We start from the raw sequence: 26027 nt of genomic DNA, 5'->3' as shown, positions 1-26027 counted from the left end.
GCACAAAAAATAAATATATTATTTTAATTGAGCTTACAAGTCTAGCAATCCGTACTCTTTTTGTAACGTTAGTAAAGTGCTTCTTGCTTCGCCTGCATTGTCGGCTAAATCGGCAAACTCTATAAATCTTTTTAATTCTTTTCTCAATAAATTGCGTTCTACCTCCCAAGTTTGCCGATCTAATTGCGGTGGTATAACTATCATGTCAAATAGAGTAGCGCGTTGTTTGCCAGGATAGGGGCGCAAAATTCTTCCTCGCCTTTGAATAAATTGGCGCGGATTGCTGCTACTAGCTAATATTACGGCGGTTTTGATGGCGGGAATGTCTACCCCTTCATCTAAACAGCGAATTGCTACTAATCCTTGCAAGTTTTTGTTTTCAAACTGTCGGCGCAATTCTTCGCGCTGCGCTAACGGTGTTTCGGCGGTATACGTATTGACTCGATAATTTAATTCTGCACCCAAAAGCTTGACAACGGCGGCAATTTGGCGGGTATTTTCGTTACTAACAGCACCTTCAATTGTCCCATCTCCGCAGTAAAATAAAGTGTGATGTGTATGGAGGCGATCGCACATCAACTGTTTTAATGCTACTAACTTGTTAGACGCGCAACCAATTAATCTAGCTCTCTGCATCAATAATGCTGTTAAAGCCTCGTTGTTTTTGATATTTTCTTTCGAGGCTAATATCCAACCAATTCTCGTAGTTAATCGCGCATAAGCATAAGCTTCCGGTTCTGTCAAGTTTACGAGAATTGGATAGTATTGGTAGTGAACTAAAGCCCCTTGAGAAATCGCATCAGCTAAAGTAAGCTCCGGTTGTAATACCTTGCCAAAGTAGTCAAAAATAAATTCTGTGCCAATTTCGTCAAAATAGCGCTCTGGAGTAGCAGATAAAGCCAGACGCAAGCCAATATTACGAGGTAAACTTTGTTCGAGTTTTGGTGCGCCTAAATTGTGCGCTTCATCGCCAACTATTAAAGTTTTTTCCGGGAAGTATTTTAGCTGCGACTGCAAACCATCGCCCATTAAAGTTGAATTTGTGGTGATGACAGTAACAAAAGCTTGGTTTCCCGCCCGGACATTGTACAGTTGGGTGGATAGCTGACTTTGCCAGTTATGGACGCTTTCAAAAGCTAAAATGGGGGAGAGTCCAAATTTTTCACTTTCACGCGCCCACTGGCTGACTAGATGGCGGTAAGGGCATACTACTAGCAATACCTGCAAGCCAATCTTATGATATAGTTCGCAGGCGATCGCTAAAGCCGTAATAGTCTTACCGCTACCCGTTGCCATTTTCAGCGTTCCCCGACCAGAATTATCAAACCAGTTAGCAACAGCTTGCTTTTGATACTGTCGCAATTGAATTGTTGACGGTATTCGCGGGCATCCTGGTTGGGGTGTAACCCGGTAATTACCACGATTTTCCGTAACTAATCGCTGGAGTAAATTGGGCAGTCGCTGGGTTGGATTCGGCGTTAGGTACATTTTAGTACGGATATTTAAGGTAGTATTTCATACCTTTAGTTATAACCGCGCCAAACTCCAATTAGTGCGCCTTGTACTTCTACTTGGATTGCCTCTACCTCTATAGGTTTGTATTTGGCATTAGCGGGTTTTAGGGTGACGCGACTTCCCTGCCGATAGAAGTGTTTTAATGTCGTATGTCCATCTACCATCGCCGCGACAATAGTACCGTTTTTTAGCTGATCTGGCTCTAATACCGGACGCATTAATACTAAATCACCTTCAGTAATATGTTCGTCAATCATGCTATCGCCTGTAACGCGCAGCGCGAAAGTTTGCGGTGGTACAAACTGGTGCATGAAGTCTATTTGCTCTACGGTATCAGTAAAGGGTTCAATTAAACCACCGGCGGCGATCGCACCTAAAACCGGAATTCCAGGTTTAATATTTTGGCTAATCCGAATTGTTCTCGCTCTACCTTCTGTCCATTCTATATATCCTTTAGCGCGTAAATGTTCTAAACGACTTTGTACGGGTGCAGGCGACTTTAATTGCATCGCCTGCATCATTTGTCTAATTGATGGTGAGTGCTGGTAAGTGCGGACATAGTCCACCAACCAGTTATACAATTGTTGTTGAGCTTCAGTTAAAGGTTCCATGAATATACAAGGGGCGGAAAATAATAATGCCTCTAGAACATTCGTACTACATAAATGCCATTCTTGACAAAATAATCAAAAGAAAATTAGGTTTTATAACAAAAAATCTTGCTAGTCTGCACCTAATAAACTTGCAAGTAGTGCTTTTTGCGCGTGCATTCGATTTTCTGCTTGATCCCAAATTTTTGATTGAGAACCTTCCATTACTTCGTGAGTAATTTCTTCACCGCGATGGGCTGGTAAACAGTGTAAAACGATCGCTTTTTTATCGGCAACGCTCAATAACTGATCGTTGATTTGATAAGGTTGAAATACTGGTATCCGTGCCAATGCTTCCGATTCTTGCCCCATACTTGCCCAAACATCGGTATAAAGTATATTTGCTCCTTTCGCCGCCGTTATGGGATCTTCAGTAACAGTTACTTCGGTTTTGTTTGCGGCAATACTACAGGCATTCTCGACAACTGTAGGATCTGGTTTATACTCACTAGGTGTAGCAATTCTTACATTTATACCTACCAAAGCACAACCTAATAGTAGGGAGTGAGCAACATTATTTCCATCGCCCAAATAAGTCAAAGTTAGCCCCGAAAGTTCGCCAAAACATTCTTTAATTGTGAGCAAATCTGCCAAAATCTGACAGGGATGACCCAAATCGGTCAAAGCATTAATTACCGGAATATTGGCATAGTTAGCAAAAATTTCTAATTGTTGCTGCTCAAAAGTGCGAATTGCCAAAATATCTAAATAACGGTCTAAAACTCTAGCAGTATCTTCAACAGGTTCGCCACGACTAACTTGAGTAACATTTGGATTGAGATCGATTACCTGTCCGCCTAATTGATACATGGCTACAGAAAAACTTACCCTTGTGCGAGTCGAAGCTTTATAAAAAAGTAATCCCAAAACTTTGTTACAGCGAATACTTATCTGTCCAGATTTTAGCTGTGCTGCAAGGAGCAAGAGTTCAAGCACTTCATCAGCCGTCAAATCTGCCAAACTTAATAAATCTCGTCCTTTCAACGCTGCCATGTTTGTTTTAGATTGAGTAAATATTTTTTGAGTCTTTTTTTGACCTAGGGTGAGAACCCATTGCTCGTTTACCCACCTGCGCCACAAAATGACTGTTTTAATCACAGTATCAAACATTATTCAAGCTTGCCTATGCTTCTGTCACCTTTTTTCTACCAGCTTGCCAAAAAGTCACAATTTAGATATATTAGGTTCTTATGCTGGTGTAGCTCAGGGGTAGAGCAGCTGATTTGTAATCAGCCGGTCGCAAGTTCAAATCTTGTCACCAGCTTATTTTGAACCATAACCCATACAAGGTTTTGAGGCTTGTTATCAAAGTTAAACTTGTAAATGAATCTCTGTCTTGATATTCTCAGCCCTGAAGGGACTGGTGCGATTCGTTGAGTGTGAATCACGTGAAAGACCGTACATAAGCACTCCAGCCAAGTATCCCAAGACTAGCTGAACTCTCAGAGAAATGTAGGTGTAAATCCTACCAGTCAGACTCAGACTTGACTCCTCCTCTGACCCCAGTGACTAGGCTCGATTCCTAGAGGCTGAAGCGGGTAACAAGGTGCAATCAGACAACCGTTGCGGGTTGACACTGGCGAACCTATCCCAGTAATAAAATTCTGTTAATTCAAATATGAATTGTTGCCAGAGAAACAAAAGCATTGAAACAGGCAGAGATTCTCTCCCATCGAACAACGAGTCGGCGATATTTGTGTTGAAACCAAGCAAAGCAACGCCCAAGCCTGAAAACGTGGGACAGAAATCTTTATTGGTCTACCCCGATTTTTCTTAGCTTTCCTGACTCGTTTTGGTAACTCTGGTCTAATACCACGTTTGCGTAAAGCCCGACGCAAATTTTTTGCATCATAACCTTTATCCGCTGCCAGCACTTTAACTCGTTTACGAGGTCTACCGGGTTGATTATTTTTGACAAGGATGCGGTCGATTAACGGCATTATTTGCTGGCGTTCACTACTATTAGCTGATGTAGTGATACTTGAAAGAGGCATACTATTGCCGTCGGTCAGGGTATGAATTAAAATTCCTTTACCCTTGTAACCATAAGCTACCTCCTCACCTCCTCCTTTCCCAGGAGGAAAAAGAGCCATCGACCGCGCCATGACTCCAGTTAATTAATCCTTTTCCGGAGGCGATGCCTAATATCCTTGCTTGCAGGAGTTCTAATGTTCCATCCGTTTGCCAACGCTTTAAACATCTGTGCGCTGAACTTTTTGATGCCCAGATTTCTCCTCTAGGGACATCACACCAACAACAGGAGCGTAATCAATACATACATTCAGGTGTTCAGTACATGACGCAAAGGCGCATGGGGCATTCCCCGTTCCCGTTTTTCTCCAACCTTTGTTATCACATCCTCAAACAGCTTCCATCAATGCGATCGCTCAATCCCTCAAATCTTCCCGCCATATTCTGGTAACTTAATCGCCTGACAATTAAATTATCACATTTTTGACCTTAGTGGGATAGGTTCATAGAGAAGTGACTAAGTAGAAGTGAAAGTGACTTATAAAAAAGTAAAGAATTTAAAGGCGAAAGACTTTAAACGTTTGAATGGAGTACATTTTGATACCTTTAATCAAATAGTATAAATAGTCAAGTCATCGGAAAAATTACGGGAGAAAACTGGTAGACCGCCAAAACTAAGGATAGAAGACAAAATCTTAATAGTTTTAGAATATTTACGTAAAGTCACGCGAGTGGAAGCTTCCCCCACAGAGCTTTACGAGAGGACAGAACTTTTTTTCATTTAGGTGCTACTTGGGGAATAAACGAGTCTACAGCCTACCGAATTACTCAAAAAATAGAAAACATATTAATTAAAGCCGCTCAACTAAGACTCCTAGGCAAAAAAGTTTAATTTCTGATGATTGTCAGTTAGAAACGGTAGTAATAGATGTAAGTGAAACTCCCATAGAAAGACCCAAAAAAACAAAAAAGCTATTATAGCGGCAAGAAAAAAATCCATACTTTGAAAGCTCAAGTAGTTGTCGAGCAAAAAAATGGAGAAATGCTATGTGCAGAAAGCATTTTTCGGAGGAAGGATTCCCCCGAAAAGATGCCGCACTATGGCAAACGTTCTGAATATGATTTTAAGTTATATAAAAGAAGTTTAATCAGAATTAAAAGGGAGGTTAGATGTCTAGCAGATAAAGGATATAAAGAAATTAAAAAGTATTATCATTTTAGTCAACCCCCTAAAAAGAAGCCAAGAGAAGGTAAGCTTTCTGTAGCAGAGAGAATAGAGAATAGAAAATTAGCGAAAGAGAGAATAATTATTGAGAATGTTTTTGCCCATCTGAAAAGATTTAGGATTTTACAAGGGCGATATAGAAATAGAAGGAAACGATTTGGATTAAGGTTTAATTTAATAGCTACTATTTATAATTATGAGCTTAACTTAAATGCAAATTAATCTTGAAGCCTATTGTTGCAAAAGGTATAGTCTAGGGAAAGTCGAATCCCAAGTAGACACGACTAGGTAAGCAAATCTCTAGATTCGGGTAGGACAGCGAGTAATTTTGCTGAGGTAAAAGTTATACAATTCTTGGGATACTATGCTTCTTGATAGTTACATAGAAGATTGGGCGATGAAGGATCGTAAAGTCCTTATCACTGTCTAATAAATATAACTGTAAGCTTGGCATCATGGTATAAGCGCGATCGCCTCAATCAGCATTAATATGTATTTTTACTTAGGGTGTTACATTTTGTGTAACAGTTAGCTAATCTATTTTTTTACCAGCCATACTAGCAACAATTACATTTTTAAGCTAAGTTTTTGTTACTTGTACAACTCATGCTTTTTAAAGATGTCCGCGACTATCAAATATTATTTTTGTCTAGTTTCCTGATTTTAGGTATTAGTACCAAAGATTGGACGTTAAAACCCGAACTAATTATAGTATTGCTACTAACTTGCTTGATTAGTCAGTGGTTTAATGAAGAACTAAAAACCTATTTATCCACTAAAAAGCTCAGTTTATCTAATCCTTTAAAGCTTTCTTCGCTGAGAAGTGCAATAATTACAGCCTTGGGATTAAGTTTGCTGTTACGTGCTGATAGTTACTTAACAATGGTATTAGCAGGATTTTTAGCAATTTCTAGTAAGTTCATTTTTAAAGCTAATGACAAACATTTTTTCAATCCTGCTAATTTTGGGATTATTTCAGTTTTAACTCTAACCTCAGACGCTTGGGTTTCACCGGGACAATGGGGTGACGATTGGTGGTATGCGCTGTTGTTTTTTGGTACGGGTGGAATTATTTTAAAACAAGTAGGAAGATGGGATACAAGTGTTGTTTTTTTAGGTACTTACGCTGGCTTAGAAGCGGTTAGAAATATTTGGTTAGGCTGGACTTCAGATGTATTTTTACATCGGTTAATGAGCGGTTCTTTATTGTTATTTGCTTTGTTTATGCTCACCGATCCGCGTTCAATTCCTAATACTAAAAGCGGTCGTTATATTTGGGTAGTTTGTATTGCGGGGTTAACTTTTATTTTGCGAAATCAATTCTTTCTTCCTACGGCTATTTTTTGGGCATTATTTGCCCTTGCGCCATTAACAGTTATTTTAGATATTATTTGGACTGCACCAAGATTTACTTGGCTACAAGCAAATGATAGTTCATTACTTACAGTAAAAACTAATGTTTTGTAATTCTTTTGGAGGTGTTTGTGTTTAAACGATTATCAAAGTTATTAATAGTAGTTCTTATAACTATTATTTGTTTTGTTCCTAGTGCATGGGCATTTTGCGGATTTTATGTTTCTAAAGCCGATGCCAAGCTTTATAATAAAGCTTCTCAAGTAGTAATTGCTCGTGATGGCAACCGCACAGTTTTAACTATGGCAAATGACTATCAAGGCGATGTCAAAGATTTTGCGTTGGTTGTCCCTGTACCCGTAGTTTTAAAAGCCGATCAAGTCCGGGTTGGAGACAGTAAAGTTATCGAAAGATTAGATGCTTTTAGCGCTCCTAGGTTAGTAGAATACTTTGATGAAGATCCTTGTGCAACTAACTATTTTGAAGGGGATTCGATTAGACAATCAGCACAAGCGCCAGCAGCGTTAGAATCTAACGTTAGTAGAAGACGCGATCGCTCTTTAGGAGTTACAGTAGAAGCTAAGTTTACTGTCGGCGAGTACGATATTGTTGTTCTTAGTGCCAAAGAATCTAATGGTTTAGAAACTTGGTTAAATATTAATGGTTACAAACTTCCTCAAGGTGCAAAACAACTATTGCAACCTTACATTCGCCAAAAAATGAAGTTTTTTGTTGCCAAGGTAAACTTAGCAGAGTTTGATAAGTCTGGTTACGAATTTCTCCGACCATTAATGATGGCTTTTGAGTCGCCTAAATTTATGTTGCCTATTCGTTTAGGTATGATAAATTCTACAAATGAGCAAGATTTACTTGTTTATATTTTGTCGCCAAAAGGACAAGCAGAACTAACAAATTATCGTACTGTAAATATTCCTTCCGATGCGGATATTCCTTTGTTTGTTAAAGATGAATTTGGTGGCTTTTATAAGTCAATGTTTCAAACAGCTTATACTAAGGAAGATAAAAAAGTAGCTTTTCTTGAATATGCTTGGAATATGAATAGTTGCGATCCTTGTTCAGCCGAACCTTTAAACCCGGAGGAGTTGCGAAAAGCTGGCGTTTTTTGGTTAGATTCATCGGCTAATAGTAATGTATTTCTTACTCGCTTACACGTTCGTTATAGCCGTGATAAGTTTCCTGAAGATTTGATGTTTCAAGAAACCGCCAATAATCAATTTTTTCAAGGTAGATATGTTTTGCATCATCCTTTTCAAGGCGAAGCTAAATGCGATGCTGGAAGACAGTATCAAAGGTCTTTGTCTCGCAGATTTGAACAAGAATCGCAAACTCTAGCGAGGCTGACTGGATGGAAAATTCAAGATATTCGCAAAAGAAATAATGTTCCCGAAAGTTCATCTACTCCTTGGTGGCGTACATTTTTGTTTTGGTAAAGTAGTTTTGTCTGTAGTTTAAATCACAATTTAATAGTAGGGTCGCAATGCATTGCACCTCTACCACATTACCAATTTATTTAGGATTGCTATAGTATTTTTTCATACTATCAAGCTACTAAATAAAGCATGAGTGTCAAATCTAAATATTGGCACTTTTTTTTATTGTTAAGATAGTTTAAAAATGTTACTTGTTACATATTTTTATAAAAGAAGTAATAAATAGTCAAATAGTTTTAATTATTCTTGCTTAAACTGGTAATTATGAGCATAAAAAATCAAAGTAGAGGAAAGATATGGTTGTAGTGATGCAAGAAAATTCTTTATCCTCTAAAGAGCGATCGCTAATTTTATGGTTTAATCAAGTCGGAATTAGTGATATTGCTTTAGTAGGGGGAAAAAATGCCTCTTTAGGAGAAATGATCCAGCAATTAGTTCCGAGTGGCGTAAAAGTTCCTGACGGATTTGCAACTACAGCTTATGCTTTTCGCTACTTTATTGAGCAAGCTGGGTTAAAAGCAAAATTAAGCAGCTTATTTGCAACCTTAGATATAGATGATGTGCATAAGTTGCAGCAAGCAGGAAAACAAGCGCGAAGTCTAATTATGCAAACCGCCTTTCCTGTAGAACTAACAGAGGCGATCGCTCAAAGCTACTTGCAATTATGTCAAATCTATGGTATCGAAACAGATGTTGCGGTACGTTCTAGCGCGACGGCGGAAGATTTACCCGATGCGAGTTTTGCGGGACAACAGGAAACTTATCTCAATGTCCATACTACCCCAGGAGTTTTAGCCGCTTGCCATCGTTGCTTTGCTTCTTTATTTACTGATCGCGCAATTTCCTATCGCCATCATAGAGGTTTTGACCATCTAGAAGTAGCGCTTTCAGTGGGCGTACAAAAAATGGTACGTTCCGATTTAGCGGCTTCGGGGGTAATGTTTTCTATTGATACCGAAACAGGCTTTAAAAACGCTGTACTAATTTCTGCGGCTTATGGATTGGGGGAAAATGTCGTTCAAGGCGCTGTCAATCCCGATGAATACAATGTATTTAAGCCGACTTTAAAGCAAGGATTCCGCCCAATTTTAAAAAAAAGAATTGGTAGCAAAGAGCTAAAAATGGTCTACGATGACGGTTCTAAGTTTACTAAAAATCTATTGGTAGATGAAGTAAGCCGCGCCAAATATGCCTTAGAAGATGAGGAGATTTTACAACTAGCAAAATGGGCGTGCGAAATTGAAGATCATTACAGCCAAATCCGTAATCAATATACACCGATGGATATGGAATGGGCGAAAGATGGGATTACTGGGGAATTATTTATCGTTCAAGCAAGACCAGAAACCGTACAATCACAAAAATCCCAAAATATCTTACGTAGTTATCATTTTACAGAAAAAGATGCGCGATCGCCCTTAATTAGCGGTCGTAGTGTGGGAGAAGCAATCGGTCAAGGAAAAGCTAGGATCGTTGTAGATATTAATAAAATTGACCAATTTCGCGCGGGAGAAGTATTAGTTACCCATCGCACCGATCCCGATTGGGAGCCAATAATGAAAAAAGCTAGTGCGATCGTTACTAATTCTGGTGGTAAAACCTGTCATGCAGCGATTATTGCTAGAGAAATGGGGATTCCGGCGATCGTTGGTACTAATAATGCCACAGAAGTTTTAAAACCTGGTCAAGAAGTAACTATTTCTTGCGCTGAAGGGGAAGAAGGACGAGTTTATGCGGGGTTATTACCTTTTGAAGTTAGGGAAGTACCTTTAGAAAACTTACCCCATACTCGCACTAAAATTTTGATGAATGTGGGAAATCCCGCCGAAGCTTTTAGTTTTTCGGCGATTCCTAACGATGGCGTAGGATTGGCGCGGTTAGAATTTATTATTGCTAACTATATTCAAGTACATCCACTGGCTTTGATTCACTACAACAAGTTAGACGATGAAACCGTTAAAGCAAAAATTGCCCAGCTAACGCAACTATACGAATATAAACCCCAGTATTTTATCGATAAATTAGCACGGGGAGTAGCAACGATCGCATCAGCATTTTATCCCAACCCTGTCATAGTGCGGATGAGTGACTTTAAGACCAACGAATACGCTAATTTATTGGGTGGAAAACAGTTTGAACCCAAAGAAGAAAACCCAATGCTTGGTTGGCGTGGTGCAAGTCGCTACTATGATGAACGTTACCGGGAAGCTTACGCGCTAGAATGTCACGCCTTAAAACGGGTACGGGATGAAATGGGTTTAACAAACGTTATTCCGATGATTCCCTTTTGTCGTACCCCCGATGAAGGGAAGCGCGTCATTGCAGAGATGGCAAAACACGGTTTAGAAAGAGGAGTTAACGGGTTAGAAGTTTATGTAATGTGCGAATTGCCCAGTAATGTAATTATGGCGGACGAATTTAGTCAAGTATTTGACGGTTTTTCGGTTGGTTCAAATGATTTAACGCAACTCACTTTAGGTATAGATAGAGATTCATCTTTAGTTGCTCATTTATTTGACGAACGTAACGAGGGAGTAAAGCGAATGATTCAATTAGCGATCGCATCAGCTAAAAAAAATCATCGCAAAATTGGTATCTGTGGTCAAGCACCCAGCGATTACCCAGAGTTTGCTAAGTTTCTAGTCGAACAAGGTATTGATTCAATTAGTCTCAATCCCGATTCGGTACTTAAGACATTGCTGATAGTAGCGGACGCAGAAAAGGTATCTTAGTTTGAATATCCTTTGAGCTAAGAATCCTTGTAATATGTTTGCATCTAACAAGCGCCCTAACTCAACTCCTTGGTTTTGGATTGGTTTAGCGGTGGTATTTTTACTCTCAATTATCCTGCGATTTTGGGGATTAGGGCGCTTTAATACTCTTGTCTTTGATGAGGTTTACTATGCTAAGTTTGCCAACAACTATCTAACAAATACCAAGTTTTTCAACGCTCATCCACCTTTAAGTCAGTATATTATTGCGATTGGGATTTGGATCGGTACTCATCTTCCCATTGGTCAAGATACCGTAAATAATTTAACGGGTTCAGTGCGTTCTACTTGGAGTTATCGCTGGATTAACGCGTTTACAGGCTCGTTTATTCCTTTAGTTATCGCGGCGATCGCTTATCAAATTAGTTTACGCCGTAGTTACGCGCTAATTGCTGCCTTATTTGCCGCCACCGATGGCTTATTTTTAGTAGAGTCCCGTTACGCTTTAAATAACATCTATCTAGTGATTTTTGGGCTACTAGGGCAGTTGTTTGTATTATTTGGACTAAAACATCATGGCATTAAACGCAGCCTCTATCTAGCCCTCGCTGGCGTGTGGTTTGGTGCATCAGCAGCAGTTAAGTGGAATGGATTATGGTTTTTACTGGGAATTTATCTGCTTTGGCTGGCAGCTTTAGCGATTAAATGGCTAAATACGCTCAAAAATGCTTATATAGGTCGCCGTAACACTACACCTTTACAAAACCTCAGTCAGCTTAAAATTGGACACCTTTTAGTTTACTTAGCAATTATCCCCGTTGCCGTTTATAGCCTAGCTTGGATACCTCACCTGCAACAAAATCCTACGCCCAACTTTTGGGATATGCAGAAACAAATTTTGTCTTATCACGAAAGAATCGGCGATGGCGCAAAAGTACATCCTTATTGTTCCGATTGGTACACCTGGCTATTGATGTTGCGTCCTGTCGCCTACTTGTATCGCACGGCGGGAAGTATTAGCGAACCATTGTCCTTTAATAGTCCATCGTTGCCTGCAACCACCGGAAAAATAATTTATGATGTTCATGCGATGGGCAATCCGGTGTTGTGGTGGCTGTCTACCGCCGCGATTTTTTATATGCTGTGGTTGGTACTGCGCCATAGCCCGTCTACGCAAAAATTTAGCTTATTTTCCCAAATTAGCGATCGCCAAGTTACCGACAACTGGATTATTTTATATTTAGTCCTCAACTGGCTGGCTAATTTGCTACCTTGGATTCCAGTAACGCGCTGTACGTTTATTTATCACTATATGGGCGCTTCGGTATTTTCGGGACTGGCGATCGCGTATTTTATAAATAACTGGCTGCAAAGTTATCGCTCCTCCGTCCGCATTCTAGGATTAACAACTATTTTATTAATCCTTTTAGCTTTTGTCTTCTGGATGCCCGTTTATTTGGGTTTACCCTTATCTTTACAAGAATATCGCTGGCGTTTACCTTACTTTGATTACTCGCAACTACCGTTATGGATAAAGCAATTGCTACCTAATTGGATTTAACGACGGCTAAATATTGCCCGATAAACAGGTTCACCGCGCGATAAAGTCGTCTGTTCTCTTTCGGTGGCTATAGGTAAAGGATTAGGTGTTAGTAAGGGTTCTAGACTTTGCAATGTAAAATCTGGGTGACTAGCAAAGCGATCGCGCATTTCTAATAATAATCCCTCAATATCTGATTGCAAAAACACCATGCCACCACTAGCTAAATAAGTTGCCAATTCTGCCACTAATGGCGGCTGCAACATTCGCCTTTTGGCGTGACGATTTTTGAACCAAGGATCGGGAAACTGGATGGTGACGCGCTGTAACGTGCCTGGAGAGAGAGATTTTAGTAGGGGTTCTAAGGAGTTATTAACGTTGCAAAATAAATAATGCAAATTAGTTAGATTTAGCTTACGAGTAGTTGAAATCGCATCTTCTACCAAAACAGAGCGAATTTCTAACCCCAAATAATTCCAATTAGGTTCTAGTTTTGCCATATCTAGCAAAAACTGTCCTCTAGCGCAACCAATATCTAAATGTAACGGTTGAGTAGGATTTGTATATATCTGCTGCCAATCTAGAGGCAAAATTGGCGTTATATACTTGATAGCTAACGGATTGACGTGCTGACGAACTCGAACAGGTGACAATTAAAACTCTCTATTTTTTAAGGTTGACGACAAATACCAAATACCGAAGTGTAGCCATGTAAAAAAGTATTGCCACTAACGGGGCCAATTTCACCGCTACAGAAAAAACCACCCAAAGGAATATCGCTTAAATAGCGTTGAAATAGTCCTGAATCAAAATTTGGCTTTCCATACAAACCTTCTCCGCGTCCCAAACAAGCAAACATCAAAGCACCCGCTTCGCTAGGCTGGGATTGATGAGACTTTTGATATTTTTGCAACCACCATTCTAAATCTTCTGCCGAAGTTTGAGCATCGCGCAGGTGGAATTGAATTCGTTGACCTGGACGAATGCGATCGCCAATTGCGATCGCTCCGGCGTTAGGATCTACTCCTAACAAGTTACGAATCAAAAAATCTCCCTGTCCCAAATTTTGCTTAAATTCATCCCGCGTCACGCCAACAAATAAAGCTGTTTGCGCCAGGCGTTGGTCTTCTTCGTTCAAACTTTCAATTAATTGCCGCAGTTGCGTCAAAGGCGGCTTTTCGTCTAATTCTAAGATAATATTGCGATCGCTCGAACTTACTTGATAAGGCTTGCCAATGGGTCTACAGCCTTGAGCTACAATCGTTTCTAAAACAATATTGCCACTTAAAGCAACTCCTACTGTTCCCTCGCGGTAAAGACATCCGTTGCAAAATAAGCCTGTAACTCCAGGATTTGAGCCACCACTAGCCAATCCGCCCACAACTACCGAACCTGGATAAGCAAAGTCAAGACCTTGTAATAAATCGTTAATCTTACTAGAAAAGGGATCGGATAGTAAAATAAATTGCGGCATCAAATCGGGTTCTACTCCAATTACGTCTACCCAAGTATGGGGAGGACTATCCAGATCGGGCAATTCTTCCGGCACAATATGAAAGGCTTGAATCTCAACATCTGGAAGGTGTGCTAGGCTCAAGCTCAAAGCTGGAGAATCTTCCAATTCTTGCATTTCTCCCCACTGAGATACCCCCACAATTCCGCCGCCACCACAGCCAATTAATACTTTAATATCTGTGAGTTTTTCGTGCAGTAAAGGTAGCAAGCGGGGATAATCGCTAGTAAAAGCTGCCGAAATAAATACTATGGCTAAATCGGCGGGTGCTTGCAATATAGAAGTAGCACGTTCTACAACCTCCGCCACCGCAGATTCTAAAGAAGAATGAGTTGATAGGGCATTTGCCCACTGCATTTTTGTCATGATTTCTACCCTGTGGTGCTATCACCAACATACCAAAGTGCAATCGGTTGTTGTTCTGTACTAAAGTCAACTATTAGTAAAACTTTTCCCCTTGATAAGATTTTTAAAACCTTTACCGTCACCTAAAAACTCCTTTGTTGCCCGTAATGCGAGAAAATAGTATGATAATCTGTTAACTCTGAAAACGTGCATTGGCGCGTGTTAGCCTTGAGAGTAAGCAAACAGCATCTTTGCTGCTGATATCGCTCTTAAGAAGCTTTCAAAATCAAAGGTTTCTTATAATAAAGACAGGAATACATTTGCAATAAAATTTATGAGCAACATCAATCAACAAATCGAACAAGAAAGAGAACAAGCCCGTAACACTTGCGCGATTGAGGGTGAAACCTCCCCAGAATGCGCCGCAGGTTGGGATGTGGTAGAAGAATTGCAAGCTGAAGCCGCCCACCAACGCCAAGTGAAGCCAAAAACTTCTTTAGAAAGATACTGCGATGATAACCCAGGCGCTGATGAATGTCGTTTGTACGAAGAATAAGTAGTAAAGCTGACTTCAATTTTGGCAACGTAGGACACTAAGCTAAGAAGTGTACTTCGTTGCTTTTTTGTGCGATCGCGCGGAGCGCAGCACCAGAGGCGATCGCATTTCCCTTAATCACGCTTATTTTATTTAATCTATGCTTGCTGAAAACTGGCTTCGCTCTTTGATCTGGACAGACTACCGTCTAGCTGTCATCTTTACAGTAATTTTGCCATTAATCCTTCTCCTTTGGGCATTGGCACAAAAAGCCGAAGCCATAATGCGCTTATTAACTATCTACTGGCGCGTGTCTAGCTTACTGGCAATTTCTGTATACTTACTAATAGCTGCCTTTCCTGTCGGTTTTGGATCAGGAATAATGGCGCGAATTTTAATCCCGATTTCGCTGTGGTTTTGGGCGGATCTCAACGAAGAAATTGCCGATCGCTCTCCTGGGGCGCTAACCTTAAGTTTCAATGCTTGGCGGTGGGCAATATCAGTTTATTGTTTTATTGGTGCGATCGCCACTTTGCCATTTTTACAATGTGCGATTTCTACCGAAGCAATCCGATCTCCCTTGTGCCGTGCCTTTTTAGAGCCACCTTTACTATTTAAAGAGTATTTTCACCCAAACACCCAAGCCGGATTTTTAGGCTTTTTGGGGATGGTAGGTTTAATATTTTATGTTGGCTGCTTAGTATATTTTGTATTTTTTAAGTTGGGCAAACAAGGACGCTCGGCACTTTCGTAAAATAATTGATGAATTATCCCCCCAGTCAGCGTTTAGAGCAGTACACGCTCAAAAAACCTCAAGAAGTTTTAATTGTCGAAGTGGAAATTGCTGGAGAAAGAGACTTAATAATTATTTTCAAGGGCTTTTCTAGCTCTTTAACTCGTCCAACGGCTTTCGATCCCGATGTGCCAATGATTCCCAAGCAAGCAAAAATTATTAGTATCGATCGCCTCTCTAGTCCCTACAATCCTGACTCTCCTTGTTACCTCCAACAAGGACTAACCTGGGAGAGTATGGAATTTTTATTAAAAGCAGTGGGAGTTTAATATATTTACTCCCTCGGCTACTTGTATTGGCTCTCAAACACAGCAAAAATCAGCATATTGTTGGTGAAATTAGCGAATAACTTTTTCAAAATTAACATTAAGTGTTATTCTCTACCCGTATGAGTGTGTTGTGTGTGGAGTAAATAAATTATGGTCGCATCTCCCGTAGAAATCCAAAGTACGGTTGCTCAGGCTTTGGTTTGGGATTTTGATTTTTTTGCAGGTAACAATAGATTAGTCCTTCCCCAATCTCCTTTGTTTGGTACTGATGGCATCCGGGGACGGGTGGGCGATATCTTAGATACTCCTTTGGCATTGCAAGTAGGTTTTTGGGCAGGGCTAGTATTGCAAAAGGCTTACAAATCCGGTGTAGTAATTGTTGGGCAAGATTCAAGAAACTCTAGCGACTTCCTAGCAAGTGCGGTAGCCGCAGGTTTAACGGCTTCCGGCTTAGAAGTTTGGAATTTAGGCTTATGCCCAACTCCTTGCGTCGCATACCTTACTGGATTTAGCAATGCTGTAGGTGGAGTGATGATTTCCGCAAGCCACAATCCCCCCGAAGATAACGGGATCAAGTTTTTTGGTGCTGATGGTGGCAAGTTAACAGAAGCTTTGCAAAATCAAATTGAAGCTGGGGTAAGAGGACAAAGTACATTACCAATTAACAAAGCTATTATTGGGCAGCACTACTATCGCCCGGAATTAATTAGAGATTATTTAGAAAGTATCAAACAACCCTTTGCCAACAGCATCAATCTTCAAGGGATGCGAATTGTTTTAGATTTGGCTTGGGGAGCTGCCGTAGGAATTGCCCCCGCCGTATTTACAGAGATGGGCGCTGAAGTAATTTGCCTGCACAACAAAGCCGATGGCGACTTGATTAATGTTAACTGCGGTTCTACACATTTAGCCCCCATACAAGCAGCAGTTTTACAACACAAAGCCGATTTAGGTTTGGCTTTTGATGGCGATGCCGATCGCGTTTTAGCAGTGGATGATCGCGCCAAGCCCATCAATGGCGATTACATCCTTTACCTGTGGGGTAAAAGCTTGCAAGCAGCGCAACAATTACCCAAAAATACAATCGTCTCTACCGTCATGGCTAACCTTGGCTTTGAAAGAGCTTGGGAAAAACAAGGAGGCAAGTTATATCGTACTAGCGTTGGCGATCGCTACGTTCAAGCTCAAATGCAAACTACTGGCGCAATGCTAGGGGGCGAACAATCGGGACATATTCTTTGCCCCCACTACGGCGTTACAGGCGATGGGATTTCCACAGGATTGCATTTGGCGGCTTTAGTTAAGCGCTCTGGCACAACCTTATCACAACTTGCCGCCCAGAGCTTTACCACCTACCCGCAAATCCTAAAAAACGTCCGAGTTGAAAACCGCGATCGCCGCCTAAATTGGGAATCAAGCGATCGCTTGCAAAGCGCGATTTCTACTGCTGAAACAGCAATGGGAAACCAAGGTCGAATTTTAGTTCGCGCTTCTGGTACAGAACCTGTGATTCGCGTCATGGTAGAAGCCGCCGACGCAGGTTTAACTCAATATTGGACGGAACAATTAGTAATCGCCGTGCAAAACTACATAGCTTAACTTAGAGGCACACAAAGCTTGTGTGCCTCTATTGCTTAGTTTTTCGCAAGTTCGATCACCACCGGGCGATCGCCAACATCAATATTTAGTTGTTTGGGGTAGGTTTGCTGAAAAACTGAGCCAGAGGAATTGTTTGGTACATAAATAGTTGCTTTGGCGATCGCTGTATTTATGGTTATATTCACTTTTTGACTATAGACATTAATAGTCTGTTTGGTGTCAATATTAAAACTAGAAACCTCTTGCCACAAAATCAAATAGAATCGTCCATCTCGCTTTTGTAACAAGGTACGACGAATGTTAGTAGTGTTACCTCCCAGATAATAATCCAAAGAGCCAGGAGTAAAACTAGAACCTGGGTCTTTTAATAAGCCAATCAAATTTTTTAGAGCTACAAATGCAGGCTTTTCAGAACCGTCATTACGCAGCAAACCAAGGTTATAATCCACGGAGTTAGGCGAGTAATAAGTATTAATTAACTCGTAAACAAAAGTCCGAGGAACACCATAATTAAACATTTCCAACAACATCCGAGGCATATACTTGCCAGCAACATCTTCTGGTATGCCTTTATGTCCATTGGAGGTGTAGATAACGTTGTTGTAACCTGTTTCTGTGATTACAACGGGTTTGGAAACACTGGCTTTTTTTGCCATTCGCACCTTCCAATCAATACTACCGTAGCCGTCACCACCCCAACCGCTAATTCCCGGATGCCGACCAGAAAAGTAGTGATTTATAGTGCCATAATCAATATAAGCGCTTAGATCGCCAATAGCATTAAAAGCGCGTTCATCTGTCAGTGATGGGCCGTATACTGGCACGTTTTGCGTCACAGAGTCATTATTCAGTCCTTGGTACAATTGTTGTTGGTAACTACGTAAATTGTTAACCCAATTACCATCACCGCTTAAATTATACTCATTTGGCCCTTGTACATTTTCAACTACATCTGTACCAAGTTCTTTAACTAAATTGACGGCGGCTTGAGGTGTAATATAACGCGGATCGCAAACTAATGTGGAGCGAATCCCAAGGGTTTTTAATTCTCTGAGTCTATCCATATAGCCGTTGAGATTGCGTACACAACCATCGCGAATATGGCGTACTCCCAACTCTAACAACTTAGGTTTAATCAGCGAACTATATTTTTGGTGGTAGACCGATGAATCGTAGAACAAATGAGTATTAACACCAATTGAATCTACAAAATCATCAGCACGCCGAGCATTCTCTGATGCGGCTTCTACCGAGCGCATTGTTGTAATTAACAACAATAGGTTTAATCCCAAGCCCATCAAAATTTTAGAGTCAATCAGCTTTTTGCCTCTAAAACAAAATGCTAACAGCATAAACTTATCATGCTGTTTTTTATTGTCGATCATTCTTCACACCAAATCAAAAACTTGATACAAACTCTACCTCAAAAATAAAAAAATTCATATAACTTTACATATTTTAGAAAATATGCTTTCCAAATTTACTGAGAGCAATTTATGTAAAAAAAGTTTAGTTAATCAAAGTTTGATAAAAGTTGAGCATTTTGTAGTTATGAAGCTAATAAAATATATAACTTACTAGCTTTATTTACTCAAAAGTAGATAAACATTAGTTTTGTCTTCTAACTAAAACAATTAGTTACTGACTATACTTAAACAAATAAAAGTTTGCAAGTAGCTTTAATGACAATTACTTGTTGTTTTTTTTTCAAAATCTTTGTAATAAAAAGTTTCAGTTTATTTTTATAAATAAATGTAAAAATGTAATTTTCAAAACATTAAGTACGCTTTTTTTTAAATGTCAAGGTTTAAATTGAGCGAGAAAATGCTAATTTTTTTACTAAATGTGGTAGTTCCAAAGATGTAAGAATAGAATCAGTTGCTTTGCACTAATTGCTATGTCTGACCTTTAAATCGTCTGCCCTTCCTACAATTGTCATCACATTGTAAAAAACTTATTACCTCATTTTTCCTCTAATGCACTACCCATATTTTGTGCAGAGCATACTTAAGTGCTAATTATTTTGTAATTGCTTTTAGGCTTTATTTATAGATTAACGGATTAGTGCGATCGCTCTGCGCCGTTCTAGAATAGGTAAGCAAACATAAAATAAATTTAGCCCCAGTTTCTTTTTAGGGGTTCTATGTTTAGTCCGTTTCCTTAAAAAATCTATAATTATGACTGAACTAACACCTAATAATGACGAGCTATCAAACGAAGAAAGCGAAACCTTGATCCGAAACTTGAGGCAGAAACAAGGTACTTGGGTAGAATGGGGAATTTCTTGTGCAAGATTACAAAAATCTGGGTTAAGTCCGCAAACTATTTTTGAAGCTACAGGATTTGAGCCAATCCAGCAAAACCAGGTAATTGTAGGCTCTCAAGTTTATGCTTCCATAGAAAAAGCTGAGGCTTCGGAAAATGTGCGATCGCATTTTACAGGACGTGGTAGCGATATTTTATACGAATTGCGGCTATTAGATCATGGCGATCGCGCGGCGGCGGCGGATTTGGTTGTTACTCATCAGTTAAATATTGATGATGCGCGGGAAGTTGCTAGAGCTATTAAAGATTATTCCCGTTTATCATCCTTACCTAACGGCTTTACCGATCATCGCGGCGATGCTGTCGCTTACCACTACTGGCGCTTGATTCGGCAAAAAAACGATATGCAAGAGCGATCGCGTTTAATTGCTAGAGGTTTAAAATTTGCTCATTCTCTCAGTGCTAGACAGCAAATTGAAAATCTATTAATGGATTTTAGTGTAGTACAAACGCGCCCTGCACCCAAATTACCCTTTTACAGGCTGCAAACTGAGGAAGAAATAGCCAAAATTGTCCCCGTAGCTGGAGAAATGCCTTTGAGTACGGCGGATGTAAAAGCTGTACCGATGGTGGAAGAAATTAAACCTTTTGGGATGGTAAAGTTTGCTGGAGAGCAAGCCTGGGTTACTTTACCAGGATGGCAGGTAATATTAAAAGCTGAAGATCCTATCGTCATACTATCTAGGGCGGAATTTTTACCAGAAGCGCCAAATAGTTCTACTGAGCCTGTATTAGTAGTAGTAGATCGTTCCGAGCGCGAATGGGATGCACACAGTTACTTTATAGTGGATAATTCTGGACAAATAGAATTGCAATGGTTTGAAACCCAGCCAGATTTGCAATTGCTAGGTAAAGTTATTGTATTAATCCGTCCTAAGAAGATTTTTGATGAAGAAATTAATAAGGATGTTTGGCAAATAGACGAATAAAATTGTTACGGGGCGCAAAACATTAATTGTATTGTAGGGGCGCAATGCATTGCGCCCCTACGTCGTCGGGATGTCCTTAATTTTTGCATCTGTAAAGTTGGTAAGGTACGCCGATGCGATAATGCTGCTTTGTATCTATAAGACAAGAATGCTCCGAAAGCGCCAATTGTGGGGGATATTCTCGCTGTCTTAAATCAGGCGCAATTACCCATAAATTGAGTAATGGGGATTTTAAGGGCGGTAACAATGCTAGTTTTTGCCATACAGAATTGTAACCGTTAGGCGATCGCTCTAAAAACACAAAGTCCCCCGAATCTCTCACCTTTTCTAACCCTAAAGCAAAACTTAAACCTAATGCTACATTTTGATAATCTCTGTAACCCATAACAACTAGCATTGGTACAGAAGGCTCTAAATTGATGTTTTGAGCAACTTGTTGGGGATTGTAGGGTTTTTGAAAGGCTAAATTAGAAATAACAAAGACACAGCTTAGTAATGAGCCAAGGAAAATTAAGCTAAAAGTTTGTTTAGAGCGCTTTAAACTCTTATTCAATCCGGCAGCTACTAAAGCTAAAAAAACTGGGTAATAAACAAAGTTATAACGCGGCGTAATGGTGATATCTTTACCCAAAAAGTAGACGATCGCCAAAAACTCTAGCAAAACTATAATCGTAAAACTAGCAAGGGTAAAAACTGATAGATTCGTCGATTTCCATAATTGCTTGATTCCTTTGAAACTTAGCCACAATACCCAACTACCAAAAACTAATATCCCTAAACCTGATAAAGTTGCGATCGCAATCGGTTGATTTTCTACAGGGAAAGCGGCGATCGCAAGTAACCAAGCAGCAAAGATTTGATAAAGTGGTGCAACGTTGTGAGGTGAGGGTATCCAGCTAGTTTCCGGGCGGCTGAAATGACCAATTAAGATAGGTAGCCAAGGAATATAGCTAACAATAATCGCTAATATTGCCAGAGTCAAAGCAAGTTTACTATAACGAGGTAAGTTGCGCCGATATCTGTACATTACGGCTAACAAAGTCACGATCTCTGCAACCAAAGCCAGAATAAAAAAGTAATGGACGTATAACCCGATAATATTAATCGTCGTCCAAAATGCCCAAACCCAAACCCTGACACGCTTAGAGAGCAAATCTTTTTGAATTAAAATTAGTCCTAGCAATGCTGAGGTAATCAAAAATACAGGCAAAGTGTAATGACGCGCTTCTTGAGAAAGGTATACGCCAAAAGGAGAAACCGCCATCATTACCGCCGCCATTAGTCCCGCCGATGGAGAAAAAGCTTTAGTATTAAGTAGATAAAGTGCTGCGATCTCTACTACACCCCAAAAAACGCCAAAGGCGCGTAAAGTCCATACCCAACTAGGGGAAACTGGATTAACTAAACTAAACCAGTTATGCAGCAAGCAAAAAAATAACGGTGGATGAGTTGATTGAATAGCAAGATTTTCCGCAATTTGAGTACAGCTAACTTCTGGCTGAAACACAAAAATTTGCTGTAGCTGATGAAAAGGAATAACTATGTTTAGCGGTACATTATTATAGTTGCGCCCAAAACTGAAAATAGCTGTAATTACTTCATCTAGCCACAAAAACTTGCCGTCTAGGTTTCCTAACCGCAAAATAGCACCCAAACAAAGCGCCGCAGCTAGTGCTAAGTAGTGTAATTTGCGATTATCCCTCATCTAAGTAGTGCGATCGGTGCTAAATAATTGTTCATAATTGTTCACAAAACATTGTAGTATAGTGTCATTGAACACAATGAGCAAATATACTTATTAACTGCAATGGCAGCACAATTTCCTTGGCTAACTACAATAATTTTGCTACCTGCGATCGCTGCTCTACTAATTCCAGTATTACCAGACAAAGACGGTAAGCGGGTAAAGTGGTATGCACTGTGTGTTGCGATCGCAGATTTGGTTTTGATATGCTACGCCTTTTGGCAGAACTACGACCCCAGCAACGCAACTTTTCAACTAGCAGAAAGTTATGCTTGGATGCCTCAATTGAAACTCAACTGGGCTGTTTCTGTCGATGGGTTATCAGCGCCTCTAGTTCTTTTGGCTGGATTTGTAACAACTCTAGCGATTTTTTCAGCTTGGCAAGTTGACCGCAGACCCAAACTTTTTTATATGCTGATGTTGCTGTTATATTCAGCGCAGATAGGAGTTTTTGTTGCTCAAGACTTGCTACTGTTCTTTATCATGTGGGAAGTTGAACTCGTCCCAGTTTATTTACTTATTAGTATTTGGGGTGGCAAAAAGCGTCGTTACGCCGCCACAAAATTTATTATTTATACTGCCGCAGCATCTATTTTTATCCTTGTAGCTGCTTTGGGGATGGCATTCTCTGGGGGTAGTGATATAACTTTTGATATCGCCCAACTTGCCCTCAAAGATTATCCTCTTAACCTAGAACTCTTTTTGTATGCAGGATTGGTAATTGCTTTTGGTGTCAAACTGGCGATTTTTCCATTGCACACTTGGCTACCCGATGCTCACGGGGAAGCCTCCACACCTGTATCAATGGTACTAGCTGGGGTACTTTTAAAGATGGGTGGATATGGATTAATTCGCCTAAACTTAGAACTTCTCCCCGCCGCTCACATTTACTTTGCGCCGTTGCTGGCAATTTTGGGTGTAGTTAACATTATCTACGGCGCGTTAAACTCCTTTGGACAGACAAACATGAAACGTTGTCTTGCTTACTCCTCAGTATCCCACATGGGTTTTGTACTGTTGGGTATTGCATCCTTCACCGATATAGGAATTAACGGTGCGATGCTGCAAATGATTTCTCATGGGTTGATTGCATCAGTATTATTCTTCCTAGCTGGTGTAACCTACGATCGCACTCAAACAATGGCAATGAGTGAAATGTCTGGAATTGGTCAAGTAATGCCCAAGGTATTCGCGCTGTTTACAATTAGTGCAATGGCATCTTTAGCACTCCCCGGAATGAGCGGTTTTGCTAGTGAAATCTTGGTATTTGTTGGGATAACAACCAGCGATATTTATAGTTCAACCTTCTGCACGGTGACGGTATTTCTTGCCGCCGTTGGTGTAATTCTCACCCCAATTTACCTATTATCAATGTTGAAACAGGTATTTTACGGAACTGGGGCAGAACTTAACTGCAATATTGGCGACGATCAAGTTCAAAATCAAGAAGACGAAGAATCTTGTTTTGGTACAGATTGCGTTCTTCCCACTCAAGCGGTTTACAGAGATGCAAGTTGGCGCGAACTATCCATTGCAGCTAGTTTTATTGTTTTAATTATTGGCATTGGCTTGTACCCTAAATTTACAATGCAAATGTACGATGTCAAAACCGTTGCCGTTAACGCTCAAGTTCGTCAATCCTACACCCAAATAGCTCAAACAAACCCCGGAATCTATGCCAATAGATTAGTAGCATCTAAAAGAATTGCTCAAGTAGAAACAGCAAAGGTTTTAGGGATAGTTAAGTAACAAAGTCAAATCTTGCTACCGTCAATATAGGCAAATTGACGGTCTTCATTCAATAAAATCGTCGATGCCAGAAATAGTATAATTAAGAGCTTCCCAGTATTTAGTTCCATCGAGAACAGTTTCGTCACTTACATTAACCCCTTCAATATCAGCATTTTTAAGGTTGACATCGATCAATCCAGTACTAATGAGACAAACGTTTTTCAGGATAGCTCCCTCAAAACTGGCTCTCCTCAAGTTAGATTCAGCAAGGGACGCATCATACAAGTTGGCTCTTTCAAAAATAGCACCAGTCATATAGGCATAGCTGATCTGAGCATTTCTGAGGTCGGCATTCCTGAAGTTGGTATTTTCAGCAGTAACGCTGTTCAAGTTAGCCTTATTGAAGTTAGCTCCACTCAAGTTAGCTCCGCTCAAATCGGATTGACTAAGTATGGCTTGAGTGAAGTTGGCTCCGCTCAAATCAGACCCACTCAAGTCCAACCGATCCAAATCCAACCCACTAAAATCTCTTTCACCAGCAGCATAGCGAGCCAACAACTCTTCTCTAGTAATCTCAGCCATAACTTATCTCCGAATTTACTAACTGGTATCTATAAAATATAGACAACACCGCACCAGTTATAAATGTTGGACTAAAACCGAAGACAAAATGCGATCGCCCTACTGCCATTGAACGTAAGCGGCAATCCTGTTACATAATCCCTACAGGCGATCGCGCTAGGACAACTTCCTGGGATTTAGTAAAAACAGATTACCTAATGGGGAGAAAAATTATGGCGGTGGTTGAATGTTTTGGGAGAATCTAAGGTGCGATCTGCGCTTCGCAGCAGCGCTTCGCTATCGGATTAGCCCAACCAAGATTCTAAATCTTCAATCCTGGTGAAATCAAACATTGCCTCACCCAAAGCCTCCACAGATTCAAGGCTCAAAGCGTTTACTTTTGTAATCAGCGTAGGTGATAGATTCCCCAATTTGCGGTTCAGCAACTTGAGAACTAATGTTCTTTCTCCAACAGTGCGACCCTGTTCTAGTCCCCTTGCCAATCCCTGTTCTAGTCCTCTTGCCAGTCCCTGTTCCAATCCCTCAGCCTGACCTTCCCGTAAAATAGATTGATACATTGTAGACTCGCGCATCACCGGACTCCTCATCAATCGCCTAATTACTTGCTCATTCAATTCTAACCCCGCCAAGATGCTTGTTGCCGCTACTAAGTTACTCTGCTCAGTGCGATCGCTGATTTGCTCTAATTCTCCCAATACTTGTGTTAACACAGCTTCCTTATCTGTGACACGACTCAACACCGCATAAGGCAACAATCCTGGCGTACTCAAAAACCCCTCCACTGGTTCTTCCCATAGCCGAATTACTCGAAACTCATGCGTCATCACAGGGGTTGTATAACGTGTTTGTCTGACTAAATCCGAACTTGTCCTTTTGAGATAAATAACTACTTGTTGAATAGTTACTTCGGGAAACTTGCGTCTCAAGCGCAAATAATAATCCGCCATCCGAAAAGGCATAGAGGAGTCAGTAACGGTCTGAAACTCGGTGTGGAGAATAACATTCCTCCCTTGCAATAACATCACCGAATCGGCTCTAACTGGTTCAACATTAAGTTCAGTGGGATTAATTGTAGTTAAAGGAGTTGATGCACCTAACAACCAAGCGGCAAAATCTGTAGAGTATCGTTCGATGAGAAACTTAGAGATATTATCAATCACAATTAAAGCATTGAGGAAGGAAGTGCGATCGCCTACTAACTGCTGATAGATGGATCGTTGGGGCGATCGCGTTACTGGCAAATTAT

20 protein-coding genes, 1 tRNA gene and 2 pseudogenes are annotated in these 26027 nt (G+C 40.4%); 13 read left to right on the top strand and 10 right to left on the bottom strand.

The window, feature by feature from the left end; genetic code table 11:
* Positions 1 to 33 precede the first annotated feature (33 nt).
* The 3 genes from SYN7509_RS0215285 to argF all read right to left on the bottom strand — a co-directional run bounded on the left by SYN7509_RS0215285 (position 34) and on the right by argF (position 3158).
* Positions 34 to 1488, bottom strand: coding sequence for a DNA phosphorothioation system restriction enzyme (locus tag SYN7509_RS0215285; RefSeq protein ID WP_009633059.1), 1455 nt, complete (start codon positions 1486 to 1488; stop codon positions 34 to 36).
* A gap of 35 nt (positions 1489 to 1523) precedes the next feature.
* Positions 1524 to 2126, bottom strand: coding sequence for a transcriptional repressor LexA (gene lexA, locus SYN7509_RS0215280; protein ID WP_009633058.1), 603 nt, complete (start codon positions 2124 to 2126; stop codon positions 1524 to 1526).
* A gap of 111 nt (positions 2127 to 2237) precedes the next feature.
* Entirely contained in the window at positions 2238 to 3158 is a 921-nt protein-coding gene (gene argF / locus SYN7509_RS0215275) for an ornithine carbamoyltransferase (RefSeq protein WP_028954348.1), read from the bottom strand.
* Positions 3159 to 3357: 199 nt separating this feature from the next.
* Here argF and SYN7509_RS0215270 point away from each other — a divergent pair.
* Positions 3358 to 3429: transfer RNA gene (locus tag SYN7509_RS0215270), tRNA-Thr, on the top strand.
* Positions 3430 to 3772: 343 nt separating this feature from the next.
* On the opposite strand, the gene SYN7509_RS28610 is transcribed toward SYN7509_RS0215270, so the two are convergent.
* The gene (locus SYN7509_RS28610; protein WP_009633056.1) at positions 3773 to 4258 is read right to left on the bottom strand and encodes a transposase; all 486 of its coding nucleotides are present in this window, start codon (positions 4256 to 4258) and stop codon (positions 3773 to 3775) included.
* Positions 4259 to 4902: 644 nt separating this feature from the next.
* Here SYN7509_RS28610 and SYN7509_RS31775 point away from each other — a divergent pair.
* From SYN7509_RS31775 to SYN7509_RS0215240, 6 genes and pseudogenes are all read left to right on the top strand, one after another.
* Positions 4903 to 5028: pseudogene (locus tag SYN7509_RS31775) on the top strand (transposase family protein); the annotation flags it as partial.
* A 75-nt stretch (positions 5029 to 5103) separates the two neighbouring features.
* A pseudogene (locus SYN7509_RS31770) lies at positions 5104 to 5583 on the top strand (transposase family protein); the annotation flags it as partial.
* A gap of 384 nt (positions 5584 to 5967) precedes the next feature.
* Entirely contained in the window at positions 5968 to 6828 is an 861-nt protein-coding gene (locus SYN7509_RS0215255) for an RnfABCDGE type electron transport complex subunit D (protein WP_009633055.1), read from the top strand.
* A gap of 17 nt (positions 6829 to 6845) precedes the next feature.
* Complete coding sequence (locus SYN7509_RS0215250) at positions 6846 to 8165, top strand: DUF2330 domain-containing protein (RefSeq protein ID WP_009633054.1); 1320 nt, start codon at positions 6846 to 6848, stop codon at positions 8163 to 8165.
* Between the two features lie 296 nt (positions 8166 to 8461).
* Positions 8462 to 10897, top strand: coding sequence for a phosphoenolpyruvate synthase (ppsA, locus tag SYN7509_RS0215245; protein ID WP_009633053.1), 2436 nt, complete (start codon positions 8462 to 8464; stop codon positions 10895 to 10897).
* A gap of 34 nt (positions 10898 to 10931) precedes the next feature.
* Entirely contained in the window at positions 10932 to 12437 is a 1506-nt protein-coding gene (locus SYN7509_RS0215240; protein ID WP_009633052.1) for a dolichyl-phosphate-mannose--protein mannosyltransferase, read from the top strand.
* On the opposite strand, the gene trmB is transcribed toward SYN7509_RS0215240, so the two are convergent.
* Together trmB and SYN7509_RS0215230 are read right to left on the bottom strand one after the other, a co-directional pair.
* Positions 12434 to 13069 carry a tRNA (guanosine(46)-N7)-methyltransferase TrmB gene (gene trmB / locus SYN7509_RS0215235; protein WP_009633051.1) on the bottom strand — a complete coding sequence of 212 codons (636 nt, stop codon included), beginning with the start codon at positions 13067 to 13069 and terminating at the stop codon, positions 12434 to 12436. The genes SYN7509_RS0215240 and trmB overlap by 4 nt on opposite strands.
* Before the next feature lie 17 nt (positions 13070 to 13086).
* On the bottom strand, positions 13087 to 14286 hold the full coding sequence (locus SYN7509_RS0215230) for an FIST signal transduction protein (RefSeq protein WP_202807329.1): 1200 nt from the start codon (positions 14284 to 14286) through the stop codon (positions 13087 to 13089).
* Positions 14287 to 14608: 322 nt separating this feature from the next.
* Here SYN7509_RS0215230 and SYN7509_RS0215225 point away from each other — a divergent pair, with 322 nt between their 5' ends.
* The 4 genes from SYN7509_RS0215225 to glmM all read left to right on the top strand — a co-directional run bounded on the left by SYN7509_RS0215225 (position 14609) and on the right by glmM (position 17470).
* On the top strand, positions 14609 to 14830 hold the full coding sequence (locus SYN7509_RS0215225; protein ID WP_009633049.1) for a Calvin cycle protein CP12: 222 nt from the start codon (positions 14609 to 14611) through the stop codon (positions 14828 to 14830).
* A 139-nt stretch (positions 14831 to 14969) separates the two neighbouring features.
* A complete protein-coding gene (locus tag SYN7509_RS0215220) occupies positions 14970 to 15563 on the top strand; it encodes a DUF3177 family protein (RefSeq protein WP_009633048.1) in 594 nt (197 codons plus the stop codon).
* A gap of 8 nt (positions 15564 to 15571) precedes the next feature.
* Positions 15572 to 15871, top strand: a complete 300-nt coding sequence (locus tag SYN7509_RS0215215; protein ID WP_009633047.1) for a DUF7734 family protein — start codon at positions 15572 to 15574, stop codon at positions 15869 to 15871.
* A 150-nt stretch (positions 15872 to 16021) separates the two neighbouring features.
* Positions 16022 to 17470, top strand: coding sequence for a phosphoglucosamine mutase (glmM, locus tag SYN7509_RS0215210; RefSeq protein WP_009633046.1), 1449 nt, complete (start codon positions 16022 to 16024; stop codon positions 17468 to 17470).
* 35 nt (positions 17471 to 17505) lie between these two features.
* Here glmM and SYN7509_RS0215205 read toward each other — a convergent pair whose 3' ends face one another.
* Complete coding sequence (locus SYN7509_RS0215205) at positions 17506 to 18855, bottom strand: hypothetical protein (protein ID WP_009633045.1); 1350 nt, start codon at positions 18853 to 18855, stop codon at positions 17506 to 17508.
* A gap of 792 nt (positions 18856 to 19647) precedes the next feature.
* Here SYN7509_RS0215205 and SYN7509_RS0215200 point away from each other — a divergent pair.
* Positions 19648 to 20724, top strand: a complete 1077-nt coding sequence (locus SYN7509_RS0215200) for a RuBisCO accumulation factor 1 (protein ID WP_009633044.1) — start codon at positions 19648 to 19650, stop codon at positions 20722 to 20724.
* 76 nt (positions 20725 to 20800) lie between these two features.
* Here the strand turns inward: SYN7509_RS0215200 and SYN7509_RS0215195 are convergent, their stop codons facing one another.
* The gene (locus SYN7509_RS0215195; protein WP_009633043.1) at positions 20801 to 22429 is read right to left on the bottom strand and encodes a glycosyltransferase family 39 protein; all 1629 of its coding nucleotides are present in this window, start codon (positions 22427 to 22429) and stop codon (positions 20801 to 20803) included.
* 102 nt (positions 22430 to 22531) lie between these two features.
* Here SYN7509_RS0215195 and SYN7509_RS0215190 point away from each other — a divergent pair, with 102 nt between their 5' ends.
* Complete coding sequence (locus SYN7509_RS0215190; protein ID WP_009633042.1) at positions 22532 to 24217, top strand: NAD(P)H-quinone oxidoreductase subunit 4; 1686 nt, start codon at positions 22532 to 22534, stop codon at positions 24215 to 24217.
* Between the two features lie 45 nt (positions 24218 to 24262).
* Here the strand turns inward: SYN7509_RS0215190 and SYN7509_RS26065 are convergent, their stop codons facing one another.
* Entirely contained in the window at positions 24263 to 24781 is a 519-nt protein-coding gene (locus SYN7509_RS26065; RefSeq protein ID WP_009633041.1) for a pentapeptide repeat-containing protein, read from the bottom strand.
* Between the two features lie 284 nt (positions 24782 to 25065).
* Positions 25066 to 26022: a DUF4351 domain-containing protein gene (locus SYN7509_RS0215180; protein ID WP_009633040.1), complete on the bottom strand. Its 957-nt coding sequence runs from the start codon at positions 26020 to 26022 to the stop codon at positions 25066 to 25068.
* Between the last annotated feature and the right edge of the window lie 5 nt (positions 26023 to 26027).

It is taken from the genome of Synechocystis sp. PCC 7509 (assembly GCF_000332075.2).
Taxonomy (GTDB): domain Bacteria; phylum Cyanobacteriota; class Cyanobacteriia; order Cyanobacteriales; family Chroococcidiopsidaceae; genus Aliterella.
Note: the sequence above shows the minus strand (reverse complement) of the source record. Positions and strands in the feature narration are given on the sequence as shown.